Consider the following 8319-nt stretch of genomic DNA (forward strand, 5'->3'; position numbering starts at 1 on the left):
GCCCTTTATCTTGTCAGATTAGCCTTTAAGCTTTTCTGCAAGGTATAGCCAGGTTTCTAGCACCGTATCCGGGTTTAACGATACAGAGTCGATACCCTCTTGCACTAGCCATGCGGCAAAGTCTTCATGATCTGAAGGGCCTTGACCACAAATACCCACATATTTGCCTTTTGCTTTGGCTGTTTTTATCGCCATAGAAAGTAGCTTTTTAACAGCTGGGTCACGTTCATCGAACAAGTGCGCGATTAAACCTGAATCTCTATCAAGGCCGAGGCTGAGTTGGGTTAGGTCATTAGAACCAATTGAAAAACCATCAAAGTGCTCTAAGAATTCTTCAGCTAGCAGAGCATTTGAAGGTAATTCACACATCATAATTACTTTAAGGCCGTTATCACCGCGTTTTAAGCCGTGCTCCTCCAGTAATTCGATAACACGTTTGCCCTCGTCCACTGTGCGAACAAAAGGAATCATGATCTCAACATTGGTTAAACCCATGTCGTTACGAACACGCTTGATTGCTTCACACTCAAGAGCGAAGCAGTCGCGGAAATCTTCACTCACGTAACGTGAAGCACCACGGAAACCAATCATTGGGTTTTCTTCGTCTGGCTCGTATTGCTGGCCGTCAACTAGGTTTGCATATTCGTTAGACTTAAAGTCAGACATACGAACGATGACGCGTTGTGGTGCAAAAGCACAACCCAAGGTAGCGATACCCTCTACTAGTTTGGCGATGTAAAACTCGCGAGGAGATTCATAACCAGCAATGATATCGTTAATTTCAGCCTGCAATTCGCTAGATTGAGCATCAAAATTCAACAGCGCTTTAGGGTGAACACCGATCATGCGGTTAATAATAAACTCTAAGCGTGCGAGACCGACGCCAGCGTGAGGTAAGCGGGCAAAATCAAACGCACGGTCTGGATTACCCACGTTCATCATTATCTTCATTGGCAATTCAGGCATCTCGTCTACCCGAGATGTGAGTACATCATACTCAAGTTGACCTTGATAGATATAACCTGTATCGCCTTCAGCACATGATACCGTTACTTCTTGGTTTGCCGTAATAAGATCTGTGGCGTTACCACAGCCTACTACTGCCGGGATACCAAGTTCACGCGCAATGATGGCTGCGTGACAAGTACGCCCACCTCGGTTGGTAACGATAGCCGCAGCGCGCTTCATGATAGGTTCCCAATCAGGGTCTGTCATATCGGTGACAAGAATATCGCCTTGCTGTACTTTATCCATTTCATCAATTGAATTGAGAACACGTACTACCCCGGCGCCAATTTTATGGCCAATTGCACGTCCTTCAGCGATCACCGGCGCTTGGCCTTTCAATTGGAAGCGCTCCATGACATTGGCATCTTCATTTGAGCGCACAGTTTCTGGACGAGCTTGAACGATGTATAGCTTACCGTCGTTGCCGTCTTTCGCCCATTCAATATCCATAGGACGACCGTAATGCTTCTCGATGATGACAGCCTGCTTGGCAAGTTCCATCACTTCATCATCAGTGATTGAGAAGGTGTTGGATAATGCCGGGTCGATATCAACGATTTCTACTTGCTTGCCATGGCTTTCATCGCTTGAGTACACCATCTGGATAGCTTTTGAGCCGATATTACGGCGCACGACCGCAGGCTTACCATTGGCTAAGGTTGGCTTATGAACATAAAACTCATCTGGATTTACCGCGCCTTGTACGACCATTTCGCCCAAGCCATAACTTGAAGTCACGAATACCACATCTTCAAAGCCTGATTCGGTATCAATGCTGAACATAACGCCGGACGCTGCTTTATCTGAGCGCGCCATACGTTGAATACCGGCCGATAACGCCACACCTTTGTGGTCGTAGCCTTGGTGCACGCGATATGAAATAGCACGGTCGTTAAATAAAGAAGCGAATACGTGTTTGATAGCGGTCATTACTGAATCGATGCCGCGCACGTTAAGGAAAGTTTCTTGCTGGCCCGCGAAGGAGGCGTCGGGCATGTCCTCTGCAGTGGCTGACGAGCGAACTGCGAATGATACGTCTTGAGCTGGGTCACCGTGTAATTGCGCGTAAGCGTCACGGATAGCTTGGTCCAAGGAGGCTTGGAAAGGGGTGTCGATAATCCACTGACGGATTTCGGCGCCAACTTTGGCTAATTCATTTACATCTTCAACGTCTAGTTTGTCTAGTGCGTCGTGGATGCGAGCATTCAATCCAGATTGCTCAAGAAACTCGTTAAATGCTGATGCGGTTGTTGCGAAACCGCCAGGCACTTGCACGCCCGCGTTCGCCAGGTTGGAAATCATCTCACCAAGTGAGGCGTTTTTGCCTCCAACCCTTGGCACATCTTGCATACCAAGCTCTTGATACCAGAGAACGTATTCTTGCACGGAACTTTCTCCAAAAAACAAATTGTAAGTTTGGCCGCAAACGCGACCTTTTAAATGAGGCGCTATCATTCTACACTGGCAACCACTGATGCGTAAACCGTGTACCGGCGGTTTATACCAAGATACTAATAAAAAAGGACTCTCATGCGTAGCGCGTTTTATATATCCGATGGCACCGCTATAACCGCTGAAACGTTCGGCCATGCCACGTTATCGCTATTTCCTGTAGAATTTAAACACATCACCATTCCGTTTGTTGAAACCGTCGAAAAAGCGCGGGAAGTAAAATCTCAGCTCGAGCAAGCGGCCAGTTTCAGCCATGAAAAACCTATTGTGTTTTTGACGTTTGTTAACCCAGAACTCAGTGAGATTATTCAATCAAGTAATGCCATTTGCTATGACTTTATTTCCACGTTCAGTGCGCAAATTCAGAGGGAGCTCAATGTTGAGCCCGTGCCCAAAGTGCATCGCACGCACAGTATTCACGAGCAATCTTATGACTATCGTATTGCCGCAGTTAATTATGCATTGGCAAATGATGACGGTGCGAACATAAAAGATTATGACCAGGCTGATGTGGTGCTTGTGGGCGTAAGCCGCAGTGGTAAGACACCAACAAGCCTCTATTTAGCGTTGCAGTACGGCATTAAGGCAGCGAATTACCCTTTCACTCCAGATGACTTAGAATCTGGGGAGCTGCCGCGATGTTTGCAGCCGTATAAGGATAAGCTGTTTGGATTAACCATTGAGCCGCAACGCCTAGCGGCTATACGTAATGAGCGTATGGCGAACTCTCGTTACGCATCATTGCGACAATGTCGGATTGAAATCCGCGAAGTAGAAATGCTCTATAAGCGTTTTAAAATTCCTCACTTCAATTCTACTCATCATTCAGTGGAGGAAATCTCTGCCAAGATAATGGCAGAATCTGGCCTACAACGTCGTAAATATTAAAAAAGCGCCACGTTGGCGCTTTTCATTTTACTTGCGGGCATCCTTTAATAAGTCTGCCACTAAGAAGCCAAGCTCGAGGACCTGGTCGGCATTAAGGCGAGGGTCGCATTGGGTGCGATAACGCTGCGCTAGATCTGCATCAGACAACCCATATGCACCACCTGTGCACTCGGTCACGTGCTGGCCGGTCATTTCCAAATGAACACCGCCGGCATAAGACCCTTCTGCTTTGTGAACAGCAAAAAACTGACTGATCTCGCGCAGAATATTGTCAAAGCTTCGAGTTTTATAACCGGAGCTGGCCTTTTCCGTGTTGCCATGCATCGGGTCTGAACTCCAGATAACCTTGCGCCCTTCTTGCTGAACTTTACGCACCAAAGCGGGCAATTTTTCTGGAAGCACGTCAGCGCCCATGCGTGTGATAAGCGTTAACCTACCAGGAATATTTTCCGGGTTTACGGCGTCAATCAAGCGAATGAGCTCGTCTGGGTCCATGCCTGGGCCGACCTTCACGCCAATCGGGTTTTTAATGCCACGGAAAAATTCAATGTGGGCATGATCTAACTGGCGTGTGCGCTCGCCAATCCATACGAAATGCGCCGAGCAATCATACCAGTCACCACTGAGGTGGTCACGGCGGGTCAGCGCTTGCTCATAGCCTAATAGCAGCGCTTCATGAGACGTGTACAAAGCTGTTTCTGTGAGTGATGGAGCATTGGTGGAGTTGATACCACAGACTTCCATAAACTCTAACGCATCCTGGATTCTGTCAGCCAGCTGTTGGTATTTATCCTTCAACGGGTTAGCAGCGACAAAGCTCATGTTCCAGCGGTTTACCTGGTGTAAATCAGCTAGACCACCTTGAGCGAAAGCACGTAATAAGTTCAAGGTCGCGGCGCTGTGGTGGTATGCCTTCATTAACCGCTGCGGATCTGGTACTCGAGCTTGCTCGGTGAACTCGTAGCTATTAATAATGTCGCCACGGTATGAAGGCAGCGATGTACCGTCTTTAGTTTCGATGTCTGCTGAGCGCGGTTTAGCGAACTGCCCCGCCATACGAGCAATTTTTACGACCGGACACTTGCCGCCATAGGTTAGCACCACTGCCATTTGCAGCAAGGTTTTAAATGTATCGCGTATATTGGCTGCATTAAAATCGTTAAATGATTCGGCGCAGTCTCCGCCTTGTAACAAAAACGCACGGCCTTCGCATACATCTTCTAGCTGTTTGAACAAACTTCTTGTTTCTTCAGCAAACACTAATGGCGGAGCATTATTTAATTCGCTCTCAACTTTTCCCAGTTGGGCTTCATCTGGGTATGTGGGTTGTTGGACGATTGGTAAATCTCTCCAACTATTGGGACTCCAAGGTTTCACTTTTTATCTTTCCTCATTCCTATTGTTACCTCCCCTCGAAAGTACCGAATGGCGGGCGCTGACGCAAGGGGTAAAGGCGCTGTTCGTTAAATAAATTACAAGAATCAGGAAAATGGCATAATGAACACATCATACATAATGTGCTTATTAGTTTACCTCATCATCAACGGGTTTTTGAAATGTCTTCTAACAAATGGGTAATTGCGACCTCACATAGATGGAAAACCTGAGCAAATCCCTCATCTTCACCATAATATGGATCTGGAACATCCTCAAAAGGACAGTTCGGGTAATACCACAGTAGCTTTTCAACCTTAGCTGTAGCATCAGCTGGTCTTAGAGCAAGCGCATTTTCATAATTACTTTGATCCATCACCAGAATTAGGTCTTGCTCATAAAAGTCTGCCGTTTGCAGCTGTTGTGCCCTAAGAACGCTTAGGTCTACGCCCTTAGATAAGGCATATTCAGTTGCCCTTTTATCAGGGGGTGAACCCACATGGTAGCTTGCGGTCCCCGAGCTGGTTACGGTTACCTGATTTAGCTGTGAATCTCGAATTAATTTAATAGCAATACCGTGGGCGGTTGGCGAGCGACATATATTCCCTAAGCATACAAACATGATTTTCATTAGTTACTCCTTTGGATGTGATTCATTCATTTAGCCACAGTGGTTAATGTAATTCAATTTATGAACACATCATACTTTATGTTCTAACTATTATATCTTTGCATCGGTGTATACTGTTATACCAAATTTACCAAAGGACATTTGCTTTAAGTGATCTATCAGGTATCCTCCATAGTATGATGTGTTCGTTATAGTTTTGACTTATGAGTTCAGTAAAAACACAGCTTAGAGCAATATTCGATTTAACAGGTGATTATTTACAAGCGCTTACCGAAACGGTTAAAAAGCAGCCCATACACCATAGTCGATATTTTGAATTACCCGCACCGACTACGGATGACGAACGTCAAGCGTTGAGCTCTATTCCAGTAACCGCTCATGATGGCCAACAAGCATTGTTAAGCATCTGCAATTCCTACACTGACTTTTATAGACAACAAGGTTTAAGTAGCAAAATGGCGCGCCGCCATCCAGGGTTAATTGTTTTAGCTAAACAGAGTGAGTCTGAGCTGATTCCATATATAGACAAGATAAATGAGCTAAAAATGGAATTTAAAAAGTTAGTGCTTACTTACGATAACAATGACGCCCGCTTTGATGCAGTTCATAGCGCAGTGCCAGGGCTACAAACGTTGTCGTTTTATCGACGTATACATTACGAAGGCAATTCCCCTTCTTCCGTGCGTTTTACTTGGATGAAAAAGCATTCCACCAAGTCTCTATCACGTAAGTTAGCACTTACTATGTTAGAGCGTAGCAGTGCTTACTCAAACCCGAGGATGATAGACCAAACTCAGTGGCAACGTTTGGTGGAACAGGAGAAAGCAAAAGTGGCCAGCCTCAGTCATAACGAAAAGTTACGTATTCGTCGGCCTATTCGAGTGACACCTGAGGTAAATGTAAGATTCAGTGACGCACGTCGATATCATGTCAGCGGTGCACTACCGTTTATTGTCTTTGATGACAACCCGGATTTGAAACTAGGCGAATTAACTTCATACACACTAAAAGAGGATCCTAGAAAAAGAGAGTATGAGTACCTAGTTGAGCGTCTTTACTTGGCAAAGGGTGAGTAAACACTCACTCACCCTTATTTTTGAGGGGGATGGTGGTTGGCGCCTGAATTTACTTTTCGACAATTTCCTCTAAGCGTTCTTCGTCAATAACTTCGGCATTTTCAACAATTCGTTTTCCACCTTGGATTTCAATGCGCTTATGTTGTTTATTCAGAGTCAGTATTTCTTCACAGAACTCATCTGAAGGATGCATTTCATACACGTAGTCAATTATCTTGCCGGTGTTGTCATCTTTAACATTGGAAATGCTGTAATCTGATATTGCCCCCTTATCGATGAGATCTTTCATAGTTGTCGTCATATCTCTGCGAAGGGCTTTGAGTTTATTGTCGGTAATTTCATCGTCGGCATAAATCGAGCCGTACTTCTCCATGATTGAAATTAAGCGAAAGTGGTAAGTTTTTCCTGGCGCAGCGTAACGCCACAAATGATACAAACGCAACATCATCCATCGAGACAGACCGCGCTTTAATTCTTGAGCTCGGTTAAAGTAGTAACCCTTATACTCCAAGTTATCAATCATGTTATGCACGAATGCATTCAAACATGCCACGCACTTAACATTACCGCCCTGCCCTTTCTTACCGCTGAAATGCAGCGAAGAAAGAAAATTCATATTGGACTCGTAAAATGAATCATCAATATGAGAGTTGCGTGTATCGGTTGCCGAATACTTAAAAGACAACTTCGAGCCTTGTAACGCTTCAAGTGATTCTTTGATTTGTGGATATGGCATTGACTGACCAACAGCTTTTAACTCTTGAGCCAATTCATTCATGGAAAAGATCACCGCATATTGAATGCCAGACTTGAAGTTAATCTTTACTATTTTACCTTTCGACGCCAATCTTATTAATGCGCGTTCAACTTTTTCTTCTCTGTCAGAAGGCCACACTAAACATTCTACTTCTTCACCATCTTGTCGGGTACTAACAACAGCAGGGGTAATTTTTATTTCCCCTTCATAAAGGATGCCGTCTAGTTTTTCAGATATTCTCCGAGTAATAATGGTTTTCTTGGGAGCTTCTTCTAAAGGAAGCTTCTTATGGCCTGAACGAACAAAGCGTCCCCACAAGTCGTAATGGTTAAATGTATTAGAATAAGCTCTTAATCCGTGAGCCGCAGAACTTTCAATAGAAATGCGAACATCTTTGTTGTCCGTAAAAAGGGCTAAATTTTCATTATCGGTTGCGCTCTCGACGCCATTAATTTGGCCTCTTAATGAATCAGGCAAGTTTTCAACCGAGATATTGACCTTCCGGCTCATTGTTATTTTCCGTTTATTCGGTGCTATCAGCAATATCAACACATAATGCTGCAAAAGTTAATCGTCTATGTTAGTAAAAAACTGATCCAACTTGAAGTTAGTTACCTGAGATCAGTTTTTTACTAACAGCCTCTTTCTGTAGGCATACTTTCTCTGTTTCAGATCACAATTTTACTAGCTCAGCGCTGTTAGATCGAATTTTTACTAACTAAATTTAGGTTTTCGCTCTTGGACCGCCGTTTATGGTACAAAAAAACAGCAAAAATCGCTTCTTCATCAACGCACTGTGTATAACTAAGTTTTCGCTTAGTATGGATCTGATCTGTAGCAAGTAAAGATCCGATCTTTTAGGACTGACAAGGCTTAGAACCACTGTTCATTGTGCATAAGCTCCGTATTAGAGATAGTAAAATAATGATCTCACGGGCGCTTTTTGTGGATAACCTACTTAATATTATGTGCATAACTAGACAGGTTAAATTTAAGTCAGTAAAAACATGATCTCGCAGCTAGTAAGAATCAGATCTTTACCAGGTAAAATTATGATCTAACAATTTTTAATTTATTATTATATAACAGTAAGTTACCTATCTATTTTGCAACCTTAACCTATTACTACCTAT

General features: G+C 44.1%; 6 protein-coding genes. 2 read left to right on the top strand and 4 right to left on the bottom strand.

Annotated features, from left to right (window positions below; translation table 11 throughout):
* Window positions 1–18 precede the first annotated feature (18 nt).
* Window positions 19–2394 (bottom strand): phosphoenolpyruvate synthase, encoded by a 2376-nt coding sequence (gene ppsA / locus PRUTH_RS19060; RefSeq protein ID WP_151174249.1) that lies wholly within the window; start codon window positions 2392–2394, stop codon window positions 19–21.
* Between the two features lie 144 nt (window positions 2395–2538).
* On the opposite strand from ppsA, the gene ppsR reads away from it, so the two are divergent.
* Complete coding sequence (gene ppsR / locus PRUTH_RS19065) at window positions 2539–3348, top strand: posphoenolpyruvate synthetase regulatory kinase/phosphorylase PpsR (RefSeq protein WP_022946891.1); 810 nt, start codon at window positions 2539–2541, stop codon at window positions 3346–3348.
* A 27-nt stretch (window positions 3349–3375) separates the two neighbouring features.
* Here ppsR and PRUTH_RS19070 read toward each other — a convergent pair whose 3' ends face one another.
* Window positions 3376–4725, bottom strand: coding sequence for a class II 3-deoxy-7-phosphoheptulonate synthase (locus tag PRUTH_RS19070; RefSeq protein ID WP_053909445.1), 1350 nt, complete (start codon window positions 4723–4725; stop codon window positions 3376–3378).
* Between the two features lie 163 nt (window positions 4726–4888).
* Window positions 4889–5353, bottom strand: a complete 465-nt coding sequence (locus PRUTH_RS19075; protein WP_151174251.1) for a low molecular weight protein-tyrosine-phosphatase — start codon at window positions 5351–5353, stop codon at window positions 4889–4891.
* 203 nt (window positions 5354–5556) lie between these two features.
* On the opposite strand from PRUTH_RS19075, the gene PRUTH_RS19080 reads away from it, so the two are divergent.
* Window positions 5557–6429, top strand: coding sequence for a DNA replication terminus site-binding protein (locus tag PRUTH_RS19080; RefSeq protein WP_151174253.1), 873 nt, complete (start codon window positions 5557–5559; stop codon window positions 6427–6429).
* A gap of 49 nt (window positions 6430–6478) precedes the next feature.
* Here the strand turns inward: PRUTH_RS19080 and PRUTH_RS19085 are convergent, their stop codons facing one another.
* Window positions 6479–7696 carry a replication protein A gene (locus PRUTH_RS19085; protein ID WP_022946895.1) on the bottom strand — a complete coding sequence of 406 codons (1218 nt, stop codon included), beginning with the start codon at window positions 7694–7696 and terminating at the stop codon, window positions 6479–6481.
* Window positions 7697–8319 lie beyond the last annotated feature (623 nt).

Source organism: Pseudoalteromonas ruthenica (assembly GCF_008808095.1).
GTDB lineage: Bacteria > Pseudomonadota > Gammaproteobacteria > Enterobacterales > Alteromonadaceae > Pseudoalteromonas > Pseudoalteromonas ruthenica.

What these genes read in the sequence shown, in the direction of transcription:
- ppsR (WP_022946891.1), top strand. Translation starts at nt 2,539, where the DNA reads ATGCGTAGCGCGTTTTATATATCCGATGGCACCGCTATAACCGCTGAA.
- PRUTH_RS19075 (WP_151174251.1), bottom strand. Translation starts at nt 5,353, where the DNA reads ATGAAAATCATGTTTGTATGCTTAGGGAATATATGTCGCTCGCCAACC.
- PRUTH_RS19080 (WP_151174253.1), top strand. Translation starts at nt 5,557, where the DNA reads ATGAGTTCAGTAAAAACACAGCTTAGAGCAATATTCGATTTAACAGGT.
- PRUTH_RS19085 (WP_022946895.1), bottom strand. Translation starts at nt 7,696, where the DNA reads ATGAGCCGGAAGGTCAATATCTCGGTTGAAAACTTGCCTGATTCATTA.